Annotated in this window: 20 protein-coding genes; all 20 read left to right on the top strand. The window is 35.4% G+C overall.

The genetic code is table 11. The features are described 5' to 3' along the window. Window position 1: 1 nt before the first annotated feature. The 20 genes from flhB (at window position 2) to rseP (ending at window position 19,296) form a co-directional block, all read left to right on the top strand. Window positions 2-1,081 (top strand): flagellar biosynthesis protein FlhB, encoded by a 1,080-nt coding sequence (flhB, locus tag TE34_RS11000; RefSeq protein ID WP_047984867.1) that lies wholly within the window; start codon window positions 2-4, stop codon window positions 1,079-1,081. Between the two features lie 19 nt (window positions 1,082-1,100). Beyond that, window positions 1,101-3,137, top strand: a complete 2,037-nt coding sequence (gene flhA / locus TE34_RS10995) for a flagellar biosynthesis protein FlhA (RefSeq protein ID WP_047984866.1) — start codon at window positions 1,101-1,103, stop codon at window positions 3,135-3,137. Continuing rightward, window positions 3,134-4,258: a flagellar biosynthesis protein FlhF gene (flhF, locus tag TE34_RS10990; protein ID WP_047984865.1), complete on the top strand. Its 1,125-nt coding sequence runs from the start codon at window positions 3,134-3,136 to the stop codon at window positions 4,256-4,258. The genes flhA and flhF overlap by 4 nt, the downstream gene beginning before the upstream one ends. Further along, window positions 4,248-5,120, top strand: coding sequence for a MinD/ParA family protein (locus TE34_RS10985; RefSeq protein ID WP_053075063.1), 873 nt, complete (start codon window positions 4,248-4,250; stop codon window positions 5,118-5,120). The genes flhF and TE34_RS10985 overlap by 11 nt, the downstream gene beginning before the upstream one ends. A gap of 5 nt (window positions 5,121-5,125) precedes the next feature. Next, the gene (locus TE34_RS10980; RefSeq protein ID WP_084710687.1) at window positions 5,126-6,178 is read left to right on the top strand and encodes a protein-glutamate methylesterase/protein-glutamine glutaminase; all 1,053 of its coding nucleotides are present in this window, start codon (window positions 5,126-5,128) and stop codon (window positions 6,176-6,178) included. 1 nt (window position 6,179) lies between these two features. Beyond that, window positions 6,180-8,210 (top strand): chemotaxis protein CheA, encoded by a 2,031-nt coding sequence (locus TE34_RS10975; protein WP_047984864.1) that lies wholly within the window; start codon window positions 6,180-6,182, stop codon window positions 8,208-8,210. A gap of 29 nt (window positions 8,211-8,239) precedes the next feature. Continuing rightward, window positions 8,240-8,713, top strand: coding sequence for a chemotaxis protein CheW (locus TE34_RS10970; protein WP_047984863.1), 474 nt, complete (start codon window positions 8,240-8,242; stop codon window positions 8,711-8,713). A gap of 1 nt (window position 8,714) precedes the next feature. Beyond that, complete coding sequence (locus tag TE34_RS10965) at window positions 8,715-9,353, top strand: chemotaxis protein CheC (RefSeq protein WP_047984862.1); 639 nt, start codon at window positions 8,715-8,717, stop codon at window positions 9,351-9,353. Beyond that, window positions 9,346-9,843, top strand: a complete 498-nt coding sequence (locus tag TE34_RS10960) for a chemotaxis protein CheD (protein WP_047984861.1) — start codon at window positions 9,346-9,348, stop codon at window positions 9,841-9,843. The genes TE34_RS10965 and TE34_RS10960 overlap by 8 nt, the downstream gene beginning before the upstream one ends. Window positions 9,844-9,886: 43 nt before the next feature. After that, window positions 9,887-10,657: a FliA/WhiG family RNA polymerase sigma factor gene (locus TE34_RS10955; protein WP_047984860.1), complete on the top strand. Its 771-nt coding sequence runs from the start codon at window positions 9,887-9,889 to the stop codon at window positions 10,655-10,657. Between the two features lie 24 nt (window positions 10,658-10,681). Further along, on the top strand, window positions 10,682-12,052 hold the full coding sequence (locus TE34_RS10950; protein WP_047984859.1) for a DUF342 domain-containing protein: 1,371 nt from the start codon (window positions 10,682-10,684) through the stop codon (window positions 12,050-12,052). Window positions 12,053-12,104: 52 nt separating this feature from the next. Continuing rightward, window positions 12,105-12,404 (top strand): hypothetical protein, encoded by a 300-nt coding sequence (locus TE34_RS10945; protein ID WP_047984858.1) that lies wholly within the window; start codon window positions 12,105-12,107, stop codon window positions 12,402-12,404. A gap of 6 nt (window positions 12,405-12,410) precedes the next feature. Further along, entirely contained in the window at window positions 12,411-12,854 is a 444-nt protein-coding gene (locus TE34_RS10940; RefSeq protein ID WP_047984857.1) for a DUF6115 domain-containing protein, read from the top strand. Between the two features lie 160 nt (window positions 12,855-13,014). Further along, complete coding sequence (rpsB, locus tag TE34_RS10935) at window positions 13,015-13,761, top strand: 30S ribosomal protein S2 (protein WP_047984856.1); 747 nt, start codon at window positions 13,015-13,017, stop codon at window positions 13,759-13,761. Window positions 13,762-13,872: 111 nt separating this feature from the next. Beyond that, window positions 13,873-14,757: a translation elongation factor Ts gene (gene tsf, locus TE34_RS10930; protein ID WP_047984855.1), complete on the top strand. Its 885-nt coding sequence runs from the start codon at window positions 13,873-13,875 to the stop codon at window positions 14,755-14,757. Window positions 14,758-14,854: 97 nt separating this feature from the next. After that, window positions 14,855-15,577, top strand: a complete 723-nt coding sequence (gene pyrH, locus TE34_RS10925) for a UMP kinase (RefSeq protein ID WP_047984854.1) — start codon at window positions 14,855-14,857, stop codon at window positions 15,575-15,577. 2 nt (window positions 15,578-15,579) lie between these two features. Then, window positions 15,580-16,137: a ribosome recycling factor gene (gene frr, locus TE34_RS10920; protein ID WP_047984853.1), complete on the top strand. Its 558-nt coding sequence runs from the start codon at window positions 15,580-15,582 to the stop codon at window positions 16,135-16,137. 238 nt (window positions 16,138-16,375) lie between these two features. Next, entirely contained in the window at window positions 16,376-17,140 is a 765-nt protein-coding gene (locus TE34_RS10915) for an isoprenyl transferase (protein ID WP_047984852.1), read from the top strand. A gap of 15 nt (window positions 17,141-17,155) precedes the next feature. Further along, window positions 17,156-17,959: a phosphatidate cytidylyltransferase gene (locus TE34_RS10910; RefSeq protein ID WP_047984851.1), complete on the top strand. Its 804-nt coding sequence runs from the start codon at window positions 17,156-17,158 to the stop codon at window positions 17,957-17,959. 71 nt (window positions 17,960-18,030) lie between these two features. Beyond that, complete coding sequence (rseP, locus tag TE34_RS10905; protein ID WP_047984850.1) at window positions 18,031-19,296, top strand: RIP metalloprotease RseP; 1,266 nt, start codon at window positions 18,031-18,033, stop codon at window positions 19,294-19,296. Window positions 19,297-19,463: the final 167 nt, after the last annotated feature.

The raw sequence follows: 19,463 nt of genomic DNA, 5'->3' as shown, positions 1-19,463 counted from the left end.
CTTGCAAATAACTTTAGATTTACAATTTTTTGCAGGTGAGAAAACAGAGAAAGCAACTCCAAAGAAAAGAACAGATGAACGTAAGAAAGGTAGAGTAGCAAAAAGTCAGGATGTAAATACTGCCTTTTTATTAATATTTGTATTAATCATGATGGCAGTGTTTGGAAGTGTCATGAAGGACAATATGTTAGGTCTTTTTCAACACTCATTTACCGAATTTATTCATTGGGACCTAACAGAGAGAACAGTTTTTCAAGTTTTTACGGAGAGTATCATTGAATTTATTAAAATTGTTGGGCCGATCATGCTTATTGCCATGATAGCAGGAGTTGCTTCCAATTTAATGCAGGTTGGTTTTATGTTTACAACCGAACCTTTGAAATTTGATTTGAAGAAAATTGATCCAATTCAAGGGGCAAAACGAATTTTTTCCATCCGTGCCCTAGTTGAGTTATTAAAATCATTACTAAAAATAGTTGTGATAGGTACGATAACATTTTTCGTTATTTGGTTGTTCAAAGATGAAATGTTAATGATTGCCTTTAAAAATGCTGATAGTGCATTAGCATTTTTTGGTAGAGTAACATTAATCATGGGAATTGCTGCTACTATTGCGCTTTTGTTTTTAGCGGTGTTTGATTATGCCTATCAGAAATATGACTTTGAAAAAAATATCCGAATGTCGAAACAAGATATTCGGGATGAATATAAAAACATCGAAGGGGACCCTTTGATTAAATCGAAAATAAAAGAAAAACAAAGACAAATTGCAATGAGACGTATGATGAGTGAAATTCCAAATGCGGATGTCGTAATAACGAATCCAACCCATTATGCGATAGCAATTAAATATGACGAATCAAGAGCAAGTGCACCGTATGTAGTTGCAAAAGGTGTGGATCATATTGCATTTAAAATAAGAGAAATTGCAAAAGCAAATAATGTAGCAACAGTGGAAAATAGACCACTTGCTAGATCGCTTTATGCCTCAGTCGAGATCGATGAGGTGGTTCCAGAAGAGTTTTATCAAGCGGTTGCCGAAGTATTAGCTTATGTATATCGCATGGAGAAAAAAGTTTAATTGTTGAGGAGAGACATCCATGAAAGCCCGTGATTTTTCTGTTTTAATAGCCGTAATTTTAGTCGTTATTATGTTAGTCATCCCACTACCTGGATGGCTATTAAGTATATTTATTTTAATAAATATTATTCTAGCACTAATTGTTTTATTGGTATCCATGAATACGCAGGAACCATTACAATTTTCTGTTTTTCCAACACTTCTTTTGTTATTAACACTTTTTAGACTTGCATTGAATGTATCCACTACAAGATCTATTTTAAGTAATGCTGATGCTGGTGGTGTTGTAGATACGTTCGGAACCTTCGTAATAGGCGACAGTCCATTAGTAGGATTTGTAGTATTTGTTATCTTAGTTATTATTAACTTCTTAGTAATAACAAAGGGATCTGAGCGTGTATCGGAAGTTGCAGCAAGATTCTCTCTCGATGCAATGCCAGGAAAACAAATGAGTATCGATGCCGATTTGAATGCAGGTCTTATTTCAGAGCATGAAGCGAAAGATAGAAGAAAAAAGGTAGAAAATGAAGCAGATTTCCACGGGTCAATGGATGGAGCAAGTAAATTCGTAAAAGGGGATGCCGTAGCAGGAATTATTATCGTACTAATTAATATTATTTTTGGACTAATTATTGGTATGACTGAAAAAGGATTCTCCTTTCAAGAAGCGATTGATACGTACATGAGACTTACTGTAGGGGATGGATTAGTTAGTCAAATTCCAGCACTTTTAATTTCAACAGCTACTGGTATTGTGGTAACCCGTAGCACAGCAACAGGCAATAACTTAGGAAGCGATGTTGCTGAGCAATTACTTCAGTACCCTAAGCTATTATTCATTGCCGCAGGTACGATATTCCTATTAGGTCTTACACCAATCAACTTTCTTTTAACAACAACAATTGCAGGCATACTAGCTTTTGGAGCGTTTCTTATGATGCGTAAGCAAAAAGAACCAATAGTGAAAGATGAAGAAGAGGAAGACCAAGCGGAAGGTTCAGCGATGAAAACTCAGGAAAATGTAATCAATCTCCTTAACATGGATCCGATTGAGTTTGAATTTGGTTATGCTCTAATTCCTTTAGTCGATGCTAAGCAAGGCGGGGATTTGTTAGATCGAGTCATCATGATTCGGAGGCAGTTAGCGATAGAGCTTGGTATCGTAATACCAGTGGTACGAATACGTGATAACATTCAGTTAAACCCTAATGAATATCGACTAAAAATTAAAGGAAATCAAGTTGCTACTGGTGAAATACTCCTTGATCATTACTTAGCAATGACACCAGATATGGATAATGATTTAATTGAAGGAATTGAGACGGAGGAGCCAGCTTTTGGACTGCCAGCTAAATGGATAAGTGAAGAAAGTAAAGATGAGGCAGAATTATCTGGGTACACAGTGGTGGATCCACCGTCAGTTGTATCTACCCATATTACTGAAGTAATTAAACGTCATGCGCATACATTATTGGGTCGACAAGAAACCAAGGAGCTAGTGGATCACTTGAAGGAAAACTATCCTATTCTAGTAGAAGAAACAACTCCGGAACCATTATCAATTGGTGATATACAAAAGGTACTAGCTAAATTATTGCGAGAAAATGTATCCATTCGAAACTTACCTGTTATATTCGAGACCCTTGCAGATTTTAGTAAATTGACGAATGACCCTGAACTTTTAGGAGAATATGTAAGACAAGCACTATCTTCACAATTAACAAAGCAGTATATGAATCAGGATAATTCATTGAAAGTAATTACCGTTTCAGGAAAGATAGAAAAGATGATCGCTGAAAGTATTCAATCGACAGAGCATGGAAATTACTTAGCATTGGATCCGGAATCGCAGCAAATAATTATTAAATCAATTAATGAAGAAGTTGAGAAGTTAACGTTACAAGAAGAGAATGCAATTATCTTGTGTTCGCCTGCTATTCGGATGTATTTAAAACAACTATTAGATCGCTTTTTACCTCAAGTGGTTGTATTATCCTATAATGAGCTTGAACCGACAGTACAAGTTCAAAGTGTTGGAGTGGTGAATGTAGCATGAAAGTAAAAAAATACGTAGCACCTACAATGCCAGAGGCAATGAATAAAATCCGTAAAGAGCTAGGATCAGACGCAGTGATACTTAGCTCAAAAGAAATTCAAGAAGGTGGATTTTTAGGCTTCTTTAAAAAACGAAAAATTGAAGTGATTGCTGCGCTAGACAAAGGGCCAATCTCAACAAAGCAATCTACATCTAACAAAATGATAGCTAGTAATTCTAATATCCATAGGCAGAAAGGTCAGATGGAAACCGATCTTATCAATGAAATGAAAAGTATGCGACTCATTTTAGAACGTCAGTCGCAACAACAAATTCATAATAAATTTGCTCTAGAATATCAAGTCATCTATCAGCATTTAATTGAACAAGAAGTAGGAGGAGAATTAGCAACGGATATCGTTCAGAATATCGTGAATAAACACGAGGCTTCTACTACTTCTCCTGATAACAGGACTATTCAAAAAGATTTAAAGCAGGAAATTGAGAATAGGTTAAGTAGTTTGTCCTTTGCTGGAATTTCGAATACAGCTAAGGTTGTACATTTTGTAGGTCCAACTGGTGTAGGAAAAACTACAACGTTAGCTAAAGTTGCAGCTACTTCTATGCTAAAAGACAAAAAGAAGGTTGCCTTTATTACTATGGACACCTATCGAATAGCGGCCATTGACCAGTTGAAAACTTATGCAAAAATATTAGATACTCCTGTTGAAGTTGTATATTCGGTTGAAGATTATAAAGCAGCAATAGAAAAGTTAAAGAATTATGATTTAATTTTAGTGGATACTGCAGGTAGAAATTATCGTGATGAACAGTATGTTAAAGAATTAGAGAAAAACATGATATCCCGGGATAATGTTGAAAATTATTTAGTTCTTTCATTAACTGCAAAACCAAAGGATATCAATGATATTTACTATAATTTCCGCCATATTCATATAAAGAGTCTTATCTTTACGAAGGTTGACGAAACGAGGCAATATGGAAGTCTCTTAAATATTCCTCTTACACATAACATGGGAATTTCTTATTTAACCAATGGTCAAGAAGTACCAGATAATATACTTGAGCCAACAAAAGAAGTCATTAGTAATCTAATAGTAGGTGATTTAATTGATTCATGATCAAGCTGAGAGTTTAAGAAAGAAAATTGAAATCTCCAATAACACAAAACATGCTAAGACCATTTCTTTTGTTAGTGGTAAAGGTGGGGTTGGTAAATCAAATATAGCTGTTAACTTTTCGTTAGAGCTATGTAAACAAGGTCACAAAGTATTACTCGTCGATTTAGATATCGGAATGGGTAATGTAGAAATCCTGTTAGGCTTGCAAGCAAATAAAACAATTGTCGATTTACTGCAGGACCAATTACCTATTTATGATATTATGGAACTAGGACCTCATAATCTAAAGTTTATTGCAGGAGGTTCTGGTCTTTCTAATATTTTTTCGGTTGATAAAAGAAAAATGAATTATTTTTTTGAAGAGTATAACAGAGTTGTACAAACGTTTGATTATATCATTTTTGATATGGGTGCTGGTGCAACTCAATCTAGTATCGATTTTGTATTAGCATCAGATGAGTGTGTAGTGATAACTACCCCTGAGCCCACTTCGATTACTGATGCATATAGCATGATTAAATATATTATAGGTTTTAATAAAGAAATGCCTATCTATGTTGTTTTAAATAGAGCAGATAATATTAAAAAAGGATTAATGACTGTTAATCGTTTTCAAAGATTAGTAGAACAGTTCTTAAGCATTGATATTAAGTTTCTTGGTATCTTACCAGAAGATCGGGCAGTTTCATCTGCTGTCATTAAACAAGCACCATTTGCTTTAGAAAATGAGAAGTCAGCTATTGCAAGAGCAATTAGACAACTAGCTGATAATTATATGAACAGACAGATAGTAATTAACGTGAAAGAATCTTCTACATTTGTTGATAGACTAAAAGGGCTATTAAACAACAAAGGAAGGTGAGTAAAGTGATTCCCATTCGTGTAATTGTGATCGATGACTCAGCTTTTATGAGAAAAATGATTACAGATATACTAGAAAGTGACAATCGGATTCAAGTAATAGCAACCGCAAGGAATGGGGCAGATGGAATTAAGAAAATAAAAGATTTATCACCAGATGTTGTAACATTGGATGTTGAAATGCCAGTAATGGATGGAATATCAGCATTAGCCCACATTATGGAGGAAAATCCATTACCGGTTGTCATGCTCTCGAGTCTTACAAAAGATGCAACCAATAGTACATTACAAGCTATTACAACTGGTGCAGTAGATTTCATTACAAAGCCGTCAGGTTCTATATCATTAGATATTACAACAATCAAGGAAGAGATTATTAATAAGGTTATCGCCGCATCACAAGTGGATTTTGTGGAGAAAAAAGAAGTCCAATACTCCCCAAAACTGATTGGTACGATGCAGCGCCATCCAAAATCATTAGTCCTTATAGGTGCATCAACCGGTGGACCGCGAGCATTACAACGATTGGTATTGGATTTGCCAAAAGAATTCACTAGTCCTATTCTAATTGTTCAACATATGCCAGCAGGTTTTACAAGATCTCTTGCAGAGCGATTGAATAATCTTTCAGATTTACATATTAAGGAAGCAATTCATGGTGAGATTATCCAAGAAAGAACTGTTTATGTTGCACCTGGTAACTACCACATGAAAATTAGAAGAGTAGGAACAGCACATGCAATTGAGCTTACACAGGAAGTGGAAAGATTTGGACATAGACCAGCAGTTGATGTTCTGTTAGAGTCAGCGGCTAATATTGCAAGAGTGAACAAGATAGCGGTCATACTTACAGGGATGGGAAGTGATGGTTCTAAGGGTATAAAGTTATTAAAGCAAAGTGACCCTGAAGCTATTATTTTAGCTGAGTCAGAGGATTCAGCAATTATCAATGGAATGCCTAAGGCAGCAATTAAAACCAACACGGTTAATTACATAGTCCACTTACATCAAATGGGTGAGACGATACATACACTGACAAATAGATCTGGGGGGATATAGGATGGATACAGCACAATACTTGGATGTCTTTATTGATGAAAGTAATGAACATATAGAAGTGCTCTATAAAAAAATACTGGACTTAGAGAAGGATCCTAACGATAAATCTATAATTGAGGAAATATTTAGAGCAGCCCACACTCTAAAAGGTATGTCCGCAACAATGGGTTATAATGATTTAGCTACATTGACCCATACATTGGAAAATGTATTTGATGCGATACGGTATGATCGCGTTCACGTTCAATCCAATATGATTGATTTATTAGTAGAGACTGTTGATCATTTAAATACGATGGTTGAGGATATAGCAGGTGGTGGAAACGGGTCCCATGATATACAAGAAGTTGCTAGAAAGCTAGAAATGTTTGAAAAAGGGACAGCAAATATTAAAGAAGAACATGTGGAAGATAGTTTGGAAGCGGAATCTTCAAACCATTCCAATGTATTTACAGATCTAGATGAGTTTGAGTTATCGATACTAAATGAATCAAAAGAGCGTGGTTTTCAGAACTTTGAGATTACAGTTGAATTAAGGGAAGACTGTTTGTTAAAGGGTGCTCGAGTATTTATGGTATTTGAGGTTTTAGAAAAACTTGGAGAGGTAATCAAGTCTAGCCCTTCTGTCAATGATCTAGAAGAAGAAAATTTTGATTATACTTTTTCTGTCATTCTAGTATCTAACCAACCTAAAGATGAAATCGCTAAAAAAATTCAAAAAGTGTCAGAGATAGATTCGGTAACTGTTCAGCATTTCTCTGTTAAAAAGTATCGTGAGTCCAGAGAGATTGAGGACCAAATTCAAACAATGCAAAAAGATAATGCAACTGTTTCAAATAATATAGAAGATAAAAGTAAAGAACCTGACTCTGCTAAAAGCAATCAAAATAAGACGATTCGCGTCAATATTGAAAAGCTAGATGTTCTAATGAATTTATTTGAAGAACTCATTATTGACCGAGGAAGCTTGGAGCAGATTTCCGCAGATTTACAAAATAGTGATCTTATGGAAACGGTGGAGCGGATGGCAAGGGTATCTAGTGATCTGCAAAATATCATCTTAACCATGAGAATGGTTCCTATAGATACAGTGTTTAGTCGATTTCCAAGAATGGTGCGGAAACTTGCTCGAGATTTGGACAAACAAGTGGATATTGAGATTATTGGGGCAGATACGGAACTAGATCGTACCGTTATTGATGAAATTGGCGACCCAATTGTTCACCTTTTACGAAATGCGATTGATCATGGAGTTGAAACACCAGAGGAAAGACTACAAAAAGGAAAGCCTGAAAAAGGTACAATAAAATTAAAAGCTTATCACAGTGGTAACCATGTTTTTATCGAAATTGCTGATGATGGTGCCGGTATCAATAAAGAAAAAGTATTAAATAAAGCACTAAATAATGGGTTATTAACAGAACAGGATATCGAGGCTTTATCCGAGCAGCAAATCTATCAATTAATCATGGAAAGTGGTTTCTCGACCGCAGATAAAATATCTGATATCTCTGGTCGTGGGGTTGGCCTTGATGTAGTCAAGAACACCATTGAATCATTAGGAGGAAGTATTTCCATAGACTCGATACTTGGAAAAGGGTCCGTATTTTCCATTCAACTACCACTAACCTTAACGATCATCTCGGCGTTGCTAGTTGAATTAAATAAAGAAAAATTTGCTATCCCATTATCATCTATTATTGAAACCGCCATTATTTCTAAAGGACAAATTCTATCTGCTCATCATAAGAAAGTTATCGATTTCAGAGGGAAGGTTGTTCCGTTAGTAAACTTAAAAGATGTCTTTCAAGTACCTGATACTGCTACTGATGAAGAGTATACTTCGATAGTTATTGTAAAAAAAGGCGAAAAAATGGCTGCACTTGTAGTTGATTCTTTTATCGGTCAACAAGAGATTGTACTAAAGTCTTTAGGTTCTTACTTAAGCAATACGTTTGCAATATCAGGTGCAACCATTCTAGGTGATGGACAAGTTGCTCTTATCATTGACAGTAATGCCATAATAAAATAGGGATTTCTAATTCGAGGGGGAAAACGAAAATGAGTAATGAAACAGCTACTGAAAAGAAAGTAATTGTATTTCAACTTAAGGATGAAGAATTTGCAGTATCGGTACAACAAATAGGTTCAATTGAGCGTATTCAAACTATTACACGGGTTCCAAATACAGCTGATTTTGTAAAAGGAGTAATAAATCTTCGAGGGGTTGTCACACCAATCATAGATCTCCGTTCCCGTTTAGGTATAGAAGCTACAGATTTCAATGAATCCACTCGTATCATCATCGTTAATTTGGATGAAATTGATGTAGGGCTAATAGTTGATGCTGCAAACGATGTAATTGATATTCCTATTGACTCAATCGAGCCCGCACCAGAAGTTATCGGTGCTGTTAATGACGATTATATTGAAGGTGTAGCAAAACTAGAGAATCGATTACTTATCTTGTTGGACTTAAAAAAGGTCTTAACGAATGAGGAAATCACTGATTTAAAATATGTAGAAGGTCAATAATATGAATTATGCACAACTTTCTCATCTTCAAATTGACGCATTAAGGGAAATTGGAAATATTGGAGCTGGAAATGCAGCAACTTCAATGTCAAAGCTCATACAAAAGAAAATTGATATGGATATACCAGACATCAGTATCGTATCTTTTGATGAAGTAATGGATATGGTCGGAGGACCGGAAAATTTAATAGTCGGGATCCTTTTCCAAATCCATGGAAAAGCACCAGGAATGGTCTATTTGTTATTTACTTTGGAAGAAGCGGAATCGTTAGTAAAGCAAATGACCAATAATGACGAGATTTCATTATCTATGGATGGTGAAAAAAACGATTTAGCTTTTTCTGCTTTACAAGAAGCTGGTAATATCTTAGCCGGTTCGTATTTATCTGCGCTTTCTGATTTTACAAATATCAATATGCAACCTTCTATACCACATTTAAGTGTGGATATGGCTGGTGCTATATTAACAGTTGGTTTGCTACAAGTATCAGAAGTATATGATTACGCTATCATTATTAATACAAAAATAAATGATGCAGAAGAGGAACGAAAAGGAATTAATGGTCAATTATTGTTACTTCCATCACCAGAATCATTTAATAAAATATTTCAAGCTTTAGGAATACAAGATCATGAATAAAGTTCAAACAGTTGTTAAAGTTGGGATAGCTGATCTAAATATTGTTTCTGCACCAGATATTATTCGTACTTCGGGACTAGGTTCTTGCGTTGGTGTTGTTATTTATCATACAACAAAACAAATTGCTGGGTTGGCACATGTGATGTTACCAGACTCTAAACTAGGGAAACAAGGAACGTCTAATCCATTAAAATACGCAGATACAGCAATCGATATACTTGTGGAGAAGTTACTACGTATGGGATTTCGAAAATCTCAGCTGCAAGCTAAAATTGCAGGTGGAGCACAAATGTTTCAAATTAATACTGCAAATGACATGATGCGGATTGGAAAAAGAAATATTGAGGCGGTATTAAGTAAATTGTCGGAACATCAGATTCCAGTAATTGCTTCAGATGTGGGTGGGAATTATGGGAGAACGATAGAATTCGATCCACAAAATTCACAGTTGAGAATCCGTACAATTACAAAAGGTGAACATATTATTTAACGATATAGTGGTATAAAAATTTGGACAGGGAGGAGCAAGTCATTTGGGAACAAAAATCTCTCCTCTAGAGCAAGAATTATGGGATAAATGGAAAAATCATCAGGATAACGAAGCGGCTAATCAGCTAATTCAGCAATACATGCATTTAGTGAATTACCATGTTGAAAGAACCATGAGCCATTTGCCAAGTAGTGTGATAAAGGATGACCTGAAAAGTTTAGGTTTATATGGATTATATGATGCACTTAAAAAGTTTGACCTTGATAGAGATTTAAAATTTGATACATATGCATCTTTCCGAATTCGAGGAGCTATTATCGATGGCCTTCGAAAAGAGGATTGGTTGCCTCGCTCTATTCGGGAGAAAACAAAAAAAATTGAACAGATGACTCATAAGTTAGAGCAATTATATCAACGTGAACCAAGTTCGGTGGAAATAGCTCAAGCTCTAGATATGCCTGTTCAGGATGTTGAATCATATGTTCGAGATTCACTATTAGCAAATATGCTTTCTATTGAGGAAAAGCCAAAGACAAGCTCAGCTGAACATAAAGAAGGTATTGGCTACTCCATTCCAGACGATAAAACTATTCAACCTGATGAACAAATAGTAAAAAACGAGAAAATAAAAGACCTTACAGAAAGTATTAAAGAGCTTAAAGAAAATGAACAAATGATTATAAGCTTGTTCTATCATGATGGACTGACGTTCACGGAAATTGGTCAAGTACTTGGTTTAACAACGTCTAGAATCTCTCAAATCCATAAGAAAGCCATTTTTAAATTACGAAATAAACTTCAGGAAGCTTTTTAAGCCTAAATAGAGGAGTAGCATAAGATGATAGATCTTAGCCAATTCTTTAAAATAGCAACTTCAAAGGACCATATGATTGCCGAACTACACTATAAGGAAGAATATTTAGTAAATAGAGATAGTGAAATCACCATAGAGGACATCAAACAATTTCTAACTGGCAATCATATAGTTTTTGGTTTACATGATGACAATATAAAACAATTGATTGATGGAATACCGCTTGAGGATTTTCCTATAGTTGTAGCTAATGGAGAGGAACCAGTTCCAGGACTTGATGGAGAGATAAACTTTGTAATTAATTTTAATCCAAGAGTTGAAAAAGATGTTAACTGGAATTTTCGAGAGGTTATGTCAATACCTTCTGTTGAGAATAATGAAAAGCTAGCTAGTATCACTTTACCAACCGAGGGGACAGAAGGGACAGACGTATTTGGAAATGTTGTCGCTGCAAAACCTGGAAAACCAGTTAAAATAAATGCTGGCAAAAATGTTAGGTTTGAAGATGAAGACTTAACTTTTTATGCAAATTCAGTAGGACAAGCTACTATACAAGGTAATTTTATACATATCCACCCCGTGTTTGAGGTCACGGATACGCTCTCCATGAAAGAAGGAAATCTTGATTTTATTGGGACTATCCTGATTAGAGGAGATGTTCCATCGGGTTATATGTTAAGTGCAGGTGGGGATATAAAAATATATGGCATGGTTGAAGCTGCTACCATCAAGGCAGAAGGTTCTATCTTTATATCAGAGGGTCTTTCAGGCTTACAAAAAGGCTATATAGAAGCAGGGGAAAGTATTCAAATAGGATATATTAATCAAGGGATGGTTCATGCTGCAAAGAATGTATATGTGGAAAACTCTATTTTACACAGTGATTGTGTCGCAGGTGGAGAACTTATCTGTCAACGTGGAAGCATTATAGGTGGGCGTAGCTCAGCAGGAGATATGATTGAAGTTAAGCATGTAGGTAACTATATGAACACTAGAACAGAGTTAATTTTAGGGCAAAGTCATAAAGAAGTAGAACAAATAGAAAAACTTAGCATGAAAAAGCAGGAGATTGAGGAGACGCTAAAGAAATTATCAATAATTGGTGATAAACTTTCTCATACTCCAAATATAGAATTAAATCCAAAATTATTAGCAACCTTACAAAGACAAAAGACATCCTACGGTCAAAATAAAAATCTACTGGACACGGTAGTAGAGCAATTAAATGCAATAACTAATGATACCAATGAACGGCATGCTAAGCTCACCGTAACAGGGAATCTATATGGCAATACAGTTGTAACATTTGGAAAATATAAACGTGTAATAGATACTTCTTATAAGCAAGTTGAACTAGAACTTTTACGAAATGAAATATATATGCGGTCACTGTGAAATTATTAATTGTCTTACAAGTAAACTCTGTATGAATTAAGGAAGTGATTGGATGAGTTGGAAATCTGTTGAAATGCAGGTTGCGCTTCCAAGAACACAAGATGCAGGTAAACTTCAAGATCAAATGCAAAAATCTAATCAGCATTTTCAGGAAGCATTGGCCCAAAGTCAGCTTATACAGGAGAACCAAAAAAGGAAAAAGGTACAAGAATTTGAAGAGATTCACCTTCAAAAAGAAGGTCAAAAGGAGAATAAATCATCTAATAAGGATACCAATGTGCCCGGAGTAGACACAACGAAAGAATCTATCCAACATCCTTATTTAGGGATTAATTTTGACAGTAGGAGTTAACGTCTTATGACATCATTTTTATTCACTATAAGTTTTTTATTACATATTTTATCAATTATTGCGATTTATGCTTTAAGTAAGCAGTTATTGATGAACAAATCAAATGACAGTTCTGAAATTGTTAGCTTGATGGAAGACTATCTCGAGGAAATTAAGCTAGAGAATGATCGATTACAGCAGGAAGTATTCAAAAATAAACAAGTTGCTAGACATGAACCTAGTGCTGATATGGAATTGACGACACATACGGTAAAGGGAAATCTACCAGAGACACCTCAAACTCTATATCAAGATGAGCAAATACAGGATGACATAGTAGTTTCACTTCAATCCAGGATTTTAAAGCTCTACGAAGAGGGATTGGCTGCAGAAGAAATTGCCCGAAAGTTAGGTTGTGGTAGAACAGAAGTAGACTTATTAATAAAATTTCGGGAAAAAAGTAATATTTAAGCTTGATAACACTATTTTAGTATGATATATTTATTTTTGGTGTAAATACAAAATAATTATTTATAACCACACACGTTTGTTGATTTGTATGAAATGGTGCCAAAATGGTCTTCATGCAGAAATGATGCAAACGGAGGATAAACCTGAGGAGGAAAAAATAATGTCAGTAATTTCTATGAAGCAATTACTAGAAGCTGGTGTACATTTCGGTCACCAGACTCGCCGTTGGAACCCTAAAATGAAGAAATATATCTTCACTGAGCGTAACGGCATTTATATCATCGATCTTCAAAAAACAGTTAAGAAGGTTGAAGAAGCTTATAACTATGTGAAAGAAATCGCTGCAAATGGCGGTACAGTTCTTTTCGTAGGTACAAAGAAACAAGCACAAGATTCTGTTAAAGAGGAAGCAATCCGTTCTGGTATGTACTATGTAAACCAACGTTGGTTAGGTGGTACATTAACAAACTTCCAAACAATCCGTAAACGTATTAACCGTTTAGTTCAGATTGAAAAAATGGAAGAAGACGGTACTTTTGAAGTACTTCCTAAAAAAGAAGTTGTAGGTTTATTAAAAGAAAAAGAACGTCTTGTTAAATTCCTAGGTGGAATTAAAGAGATGAAGAAACTTCCAGATGCAATGTTTGTAATTGACCCTCGTAAAGAGCGTATTGCAATCGCTGAAGCACATAAATTAAACATTCCTATCATCGGAATCGTTGATACAAACTGTGATCCTGATGAAATTGATTATGTAATTCCAGCAAACGATGATGCTATCCGCGCTGTGAAACTTCTTACAGGTAAAATTGCTGATGCTATCCTTGAAGTAAAACAAGGTGAAGAATTAGAAGTAGCTGAAGAAGCTAAAGCAGAAGCTTCAGTTGAAAAAACGGAAGAAGCTTAATTTCTGAAAAGGTCAGGTGATAAGAGGATAAGCCTTTTATCACCTTTTTTAAAGCATGTAATAACACCATAAGGTAAATGCTAATATAAACAATACTAAGGAGGATTCATAATGGCTATAACTGCACAAATGGTTAAAGAACTACGTGAAAAAACTGGTGCTGGAATGATGGATTGTAAAAAAGCACTAACTGAAACTAACGGTGATATTGAGAAAGCAATTGATTACCTACGTGAAAAAGGAATTGCAAAGGCTGCTAAAAAAGCGGACCGTATTGCAGCAGAGGGTTCTACATATATTGCGTCTGAAGGCAATACAGCTGTACTTTTAGAAGTAAACTGCGAAACTGACTTCGTAACAAAAAATGAACAATTCAAACAACTACTAGAAGATTTAGGTAGCCATATCTTATCTCAAAAACCAGCAACTGTTGAAGAAGCATTGCAACAAAAACTAAAAGGTGAAGGTGAGACAGTAGAAACTTATATTAACTCTGCTGTTGCTAAGATTGGTGAAAAAATCTCTCTTCGTCGCTTCGAATTATTAACAAAAACAGATAATGATGCTTTTGGTGAATACCTTCATATGGGAGGACGTATTGGGGTTCTAGCTTTACTTGAAGGAACTACTGATACAGCTGTTGCTAAGGATATTGCTATGCATGCTGCTGCTGTTAACCCTAAATATGTTTCACGCGATCAAGTTTCAGAAGAAGTTATTAACCACGAACGTGAAGTATTAAAACAACAAGCACTAAACGAAGGTAAACCAGAAAGCATTGTTGAGAAAATGGTTGAAGGTCGTTTAGGTAAATTCTTTGAAGACATTTGCTTATTAGAACAAAGCTTTGTTAAAGACCCAGATCAAAAAGTTAAAAAATACGTAGAAGCTAAAGGAGCGACTGTTAAAACATTCGTTCGCTATGAAGTTGGAGAAGGTATGGAAAAACGTTCTGAAAACTTCGCAGAAGAAGTAATGAGCCAAGTTAAAAAATAAGAAATGAACGAATAGGGGACATAATATGTTCCCTATTTCACCATGAGCAAATAGATTGTGTGAACAAGTAGAAAATCTATTCATTATGGAGGTTAACATGACAACAGCTCGTTACGGAAGAATTGTACTTAAATTAAGTGGTGAAGCGTTAAGCGGAAACCAAGGATACGGTATAGAACCGAAGATTATTCAATCCATTGCAACCCAAATTTCAGAAGTAGTTAAACTTGGAGTTGAAGTTGCTGTTGTTGTCGGAGGAGGCAACATATGGCGTGGTAAGGTTGGCAGTGAAATGGGAATGGACCGAGCAACTGCAGATTATATGGGGATGCTAGCTACAGTTATGAATTCACTTGCATTACAAGATGCACTGGAAACAATAGACATACCAACAAGAGTTCAAACTTCAATAGAAATGCGCCAAGTAGCAGAACCATATATTAGAAGAAAAGCGATTCGCCACTTAGAAAAGAAGCGAGTTGTCATATTTGCTGCTGGAACAGGTAACCCTTACTTCTCTACGGATACTACAGCAGCATTAAGAGCTGCAGAGATTGAAGCAGAAGTCATTTTAATGGCGAAAAATAATGTTGATGGGGTATATTCAGATGACCCACGAATCAATAAAGATGCTAAAAAGTATGAGAACATATCCTATATGGAAATGTTAAATGAGGGTCTTGGTGTAATGGATTCTACCGCATCTACATTATGTATGGAGAATGATATACCATTGATTGTTTTTTCTATTACCGAAGAAGGAAATATTAAAAAGGTTGTCTTGGGTAAGACAATCGGTACAATAATAAGGGGGAAATAACCATGACAAATCAAATTATGAATGAGTGCAAGGATAAAATGAAGCAGACAGTACAAGCTTTTTCAAGAAATTTGGCAACGGTACGTGCTGGTAGAGCTAATCCTAGTCTTTTAGACAATGTTTTTGTTGATTATTATGGTGCTACTACACCATTAAATCAATTAGCAACTATATCTGCGCCAGAAGCTCGTTTGCTAGTTATTACTCCTTATGATAAAACAGCAATTAACGATATTGATAAAGCTATTCAGAAGGCTGATTTAGGCCTATCTCCTTCTAACGATGGAAATGTAATACGTCTAAATATCCCTCCACTAACGGAAGAGCGTAGAAAAGACCTTGTTAAGGTAGTAGGAAAATATGCAGAAGAATACCGAGTTCAAGTGAGAAACGTTCGCCGTGATACAAACGACGCTCTTAAAAAAGCAGAAAAAAATGGGGATCTTACTGAAGACGAGTTAAGAAATGCTCAGGATGACGTTCAAAAGCAAACAGACAACCACATTGCTGAAATTGATAAACTAGCTAAAAACAAAGAACAAGAAATTATGGAAGTTTAGGCTTGTGGTTTTTTCACACTTCTTACACGATGGAACATATATAAGCCCTCTTATTTAAGGGGGCTTTTGTATTCTCATTGGATTATCGTTATAATAATAATGACATTTTGCTTGTATTATATTGTTTTCCTAGGAATATGATAAAATATACAAATAGTATGCCATGTCATATAACGAATTCATTTAGCATAGTAATTAAAGTATTTTACGTTTAAACACCAGTGTTCGGAGGAAAAGTATGCCTATGAAACTTCCTTTCTTTAAATCAAAAAAAGAAGAAATTCCTATACAAACTGAAGAATTAACTAATGTACCGGAACATGTTGCCATTATTATGGACGGAAACGGACGCTGGGCAAAGCAAAAAGGCCTCCCAAGAATTGCAGGCCACAAAGCGGGTATGGATGTTGTGAAAGATACCGTTGAAACTGCGGTAAAACATAATATAAAAATCCTTACCCTGTTTGCATTTTCAACCGAGAATTGGAAAAGGCCAAAGCATGAAGTAGAGTATTTATTAAGATTACCGAAGGAATTTTTACATATTTATCTACCCGATTTAATTAAAAATAATGTACGAATTGAAACTATTGGTGATTTCGATTCACTACCAGGTTATACAAAAGAAGCTGTACAGTATGCGAAGGAAAAAACGAAAGATAACGATGGATTATTACTGAACTTTGCATTGAACTATGGTAGTAGAAAAGAAATATTACGTGCTATTAAGTCTATGATGGAGGATATGGATAATGAAGAGTTCTCTCTAGAGCAGGTGGATGAGAAACTGTTATCAAAATATCTATACACCCATAACGTATCAGATCCAGACTTATTAATACGAACTAGTGGGGAGCAACGACTAAGTAACTTCCTACTTTGGCAATTAGCCTATACGGAATTTTGGTTTACAGATGTATTGTGGCCAGACTTTACGGAAGAAGTTTTTGTTAAGGCGCTTATGGACTACCAAAATAGGTCTAGGCGATATGGAGGTATATAAGGTGATGTGTCATATATGAAACAACGAATTCTAACAGGTGTTATTGCTTTAGTATTATTTATTCCATTTGTGATTTATGGAGACCTACCGTTTACGGTAGTTATTTACTTATTAGCCACAATAGGATTATATGAACTCCTAAAAATGCATAAAATCACATGGCATTCCCCGGCAGGATTAATAGCATTTCTTCTATTATGGTTGCTACTAAGTCCAAGTATAGCTGAATATGTTGCTTTTATGATTCCAACATATTCCGTACAAATCATGATTGTCTTAGTCTTAATACTATTAGCATATACTGTATTATTGAAAAACAAGTTTACATTTGATGATGTAGGTTTTGTATTATTGGCGGTATTGTATGTTGGAATGGGGTTTTTCTATTTCTTAGAAACACGAAACAGTACAGATGGACTAGCCCATGTTTTCTTTGCGCTCTTACTAATTTGGTCAACAGATACGGGGGCATATTTCACCGGAAGGGCATTAGGAAAACATAAATTATGGCCAGAGATAAGTCCGAATAAAACAGTTGAAGGTGCTTTAGGTGGTATTGTTCTTGCTATTATTGTAGGTATAGTCTTTGATGTGATCTACCAGTTTCCTTATGGAATAATTACTATTATAGTAATTTCGTTACTTGTATCTGTATTCGGTCAAATTGGTGATCTGGTTGAATCGGCATTCAAACGTCATTATAACGTAAAGGACTCCGGTACTATTTTACCTGGACATGGTGGAATATTAGATAGATTTGATAGTGCTATCTTTGTTTTTCCTGTTCTACATTTAATCCTGCAATTTTTACTGAATTAGGTTTGATAACTAATAGATTTTCCTCCGTGGATACATCTCTTTAGCTACCTCAATAAAGGAAGGTGTTAGATGTGACAACAGTTATAGCATTTATTTTTATGTTTGGACTTCTAGTATTTGTCCATGAATTAGGCCATCTTATATTTGCGAAACGTGCGGGGATGCTTGCACGAGAATTCGCAATTGGAATGGGACCAAAGATATTTGCTTTTACTAAAAATGATACTCTTTATACGATTCGATTACTACCTATAGGTGGTTACGTTCGCGTGGCTGGTGAGGATCCAGAGATAATTGATTTAAAGCCTGGCCATCATATTGGATTAGAATTCGATGGAGAAGGCAAAGTTAACAAGATAATCGTTAATAACAAATCCAAGCATCCCAATGCTCGTGTAATCGAAGTTGAAAAAGTTGATTTAGACCACCAGTTAATTATTGAGGGGTATGAAATTGACGAAGAGGAAGATCTTTTACGCTTTCAAGTAGATTCCCGAGCACTATTTGTAATGGACGAGAAGGAAACTTTGATTGCTCCTTATGAGCGTCAATTTGCATCTAAGACTGTGGGTCAACGTGCAATGCAATTATTTGCTGGCCCAATGATGAACTTTTTACTTGCAATACTGATTTTCATTGTAATCGGAGTTGTTCAAGGTGTTCCTGTAGATGAAGCTAGAATAAGTGAAATACAGAAAGGTGCACCCGCAGCTGAAGCCGGATTTAAACCAAATGATGAAGTTATTCAAATAGATGACCAATCTGTCTCAACATGGTCAGAATTTACTACTATAGTACGCTCTAATCCTGGTGAAGAATTAAGTATGACCGTTTTACGTGATGGTGAGCCAGTAAACTTAACGGTTGTACCAAAGGAAATTCCTTTTGAAGGCGGCGAGGGATCCTATGGGCAGATTGGTGTTATGCAGGCAATGGAGAAGACGTTCTGGGGTTCATTTACCTATGGTGCTACAAAGACCTATGAAACAACTTCACTAATCTTAACTAATTTAGCGATGCTGATCACCGGACAATTAGGACTCGATATGCTATCAGGACCAGTTGGAATTTATGACGCTACTGACCAAGTTGTACAAACAGGGTTTATGAATTTCTTAATGTGGACAGCAATACTAAGTATTAATCTTGGGGTTGTCAATTTAGTACCATTACCAGCATTAGATGGTGGGAGACTATTGTTCGTTGGTATTGAATTAGTTCGTGGAAAACCAATGGAACCCGAAAAGGAAGGTATTTTCCACTTTGTTGGCTTTGCATTATTAATGTTATTAATGATTATTGTGACATGGAATGATATTCAGCGATTATTTTTATAAAAAATAGAGTAACGAGATTTAATTAATATTTGTACAGGAGCCCGAATATACTACAGCAGAAACCACTGTGCATTCGGACTATTGTCATGGAAAGAATACTGCATAAAAGAAATGATTACCAGATTAAAATGGTTGTATATGTTGGATAAAGAAGGTAGTATATAAAT

This window comes from Ornithinibacillus californiensis, from assembly GCF_001038485.1.
Taxonomy (GTDB): domain Bacteria; phylum Bacillota; class Bacilli; order Bacillales; family Amphibacillaceae; genus Ornithinibacillus; species Ornithinibacillus californiensis.
This window is presented reverse-complemented; position numbering and strand designations above follow the sequence as displayed.

Excerpts from the sequence above, each read along its gene's own strand:
- TE34_RS10950 (WP_047984859.1), top strand. The coding sequence starts at position 10,682 with ATGATAGATCTTAGCCAATTCTTTAAAATAGCAACTTCAAAGGACCAT.
- rpsB (WP_047984856.1), top strand. The coding sequence starts at position 13,015 with ATGTCAGTAATTTCTATGAAGCAATTACTAGAAGCTGGTGTACATTTC.
- TE34_RS10915 (WP_047984852.1), top strand. The coding sequence starts at position 16,376 with ATGCCTATGAAACTTCCTTTCTTTAAATCAAAAAAAGAAGAAATTCCT.
- TE34_RS10945 (WP_047984858.1), top strand. The coding sequence starts at position 12,105 with ATGAGTTGGAAATCTGTTGAAATGCAGGTTGCGCTTCCAAGAACACAA.
- TE34_RS10970 (WP_047984863.1), top strand. The coding sequence starts at position 8,240 with ATGAGTAATGAAACAGCTACTGAAAAGAAAGTAATTGTATTTCAACTT.
- flhA (WP_047984866.1), top strand. The coding sequence starts at position 1,101 with ATGAAAGCCCGTGATTTTTCTGTTTTAATAGCCGTAATTTTAGTCGTT.
- frr (WP_047984853.1), top strand. The coding sequence starts at position 15,580 with ATGACAAATCAAATTATGAATGAGTGCAAGGATAAAATGAAGCAGACA.
- TE34_RS10960 (WP_047984861.1), top strand. The coding sequence starts at position 9,346 with ATGAATAAAGTTCAAACAGTTGTTAAAGTTGGGATAGCTGATCTAAAT.
- flhF (WP_047984865.1), top strand. The coding sequence starts at position 3,134 with ATGAAAGTAAAAAAATACGTAGCACCTACAATGCCAGAGGCAATGAAT.
- TE34_RS10975 (WP_047984864.1), top strand. The coding sequence starts at position 6,180 with ATGGATACAGCACAATACTTGGATGTCTTTATTGATGAAAGTAATGAA.
- tsf (WP_047984855.1), top strand. The coding sequence starts at position 13,873 with ATGGCTATAACTGCACAAATGGTTAAAGAACTACGTGAAAAAACTGGT.
- TE34_RS10940 (WP_047984857.1), top strand. The coding sequence starts at position 12,411 with ATGACATCATTTTTATTCACTATAAGTTTTTTATTACATATTTTATCA.
- TE34_RS10910 (WP_047984851.1), top strand. The coding sequence starts at position 17,156 with ATGAAACAACGAATTCTAACAGGTGTTATTGCTTTAGTATTATTTATT.
- TE34_RS10965 (WP_047984862.1), top strand. The coding sequence starts at position 8,715 with ATGAATTATGCACAACTTTCTCATCTTCAAATTGACGCATTAAGGGAA.
- pyrH (WP_047984854.1), top strand. The coding sequence starts at position 14,855 with ATGACAACAGCTCGTTACGGAAGAATTGTACTTAAATTAAGTGGTGAA.